This is a genomic window from Curtobacterium pusillum (assembly GCF_007673235.1).
Taxonomy (GTDB): Bacteria; Actinomycetota; Actinomycetes; order Actinomycetales; family Microbacteriaceae; genus Curtobacterium; species Curtobacterium pusillum_C.
On the sequence record NZ_VDZH01000015.1, the window covers coordinates 1 to 764 of the forward strand.

Genomic DNA, 764 nt, shown 5'->3' on the forward strand with positions numbered 1-764 from the left:
CGATCTAAGATGCTCGCGTCCACTGTGTAGTTCTCAACATACGATCGGCACCACACTCCCCCAACACTCTCGTGTCAGCTTCATGTGGCCCACCGAAGAACCGTGACGGATCACTCCGCCGGCTCAACCCCCAGTCCGTAGACCGGGAAGCCTGGTCCCTCAGGACCCAACAACGTGCACCAGCCCTCCCGCTCCCCACCAACCCGTTCCCACCCGAACCCGAAGGCCCTGGCGTACTGAGGTCGGCAGCTGCGCTGACGACTGCACTGTCAATGTTCCACCCATGAGCTACCGGCGAGAACGTTCGTCTCGATCCGGCGCCTGGACCCACCCCACCCCGAAGGGCACGACGAGCCAGATGCTCCTTAGAAAGGAGGTGATCCAGCCGCACCTTCCGGTACGGCTACCTTGTTACGACTTAGTCCTAATCACCGATCCCACCTTCGACGGCTCCTTCCACAAGGGTTAGGCCACCGGCTTCGGGTGTTACCGACTTTCATGACTTGACGGGCGGTGTGTACAAGGCCCGGGAACGTATTCACCGCAGCGTTGCTGATCTGCGATTACTAGCGACTCCGACTTCATGAGGTCGAGTTGCAGACCTCAATCCGAACTGAGACCGGCTTTTTGGGATTCGCTCCACCTTACGGTATCGCAGCCCTTTGTACCGGCCATTGTAGCATGCGTGAAGCCCAAGACATAAGGGGCATGATGATTTGACGTCATCCCCACCTTCCTCCGAGTTGACCCCGGCAGTCTCCTAT

Annotated in this window: 1 rRNA gene; it reads right to left on the reverse strand. The window is 59.0% G+C overall.

Annotation, left to right across the window (positions count from 1 at the left end):
* Nucleotides 1–369 precede the first annotated feature (369 nt).
* Nucleotides 370–764 (reverse strand): 16S ribosomal RNA (locus FS532_RS18400); the annotation flags it as partial.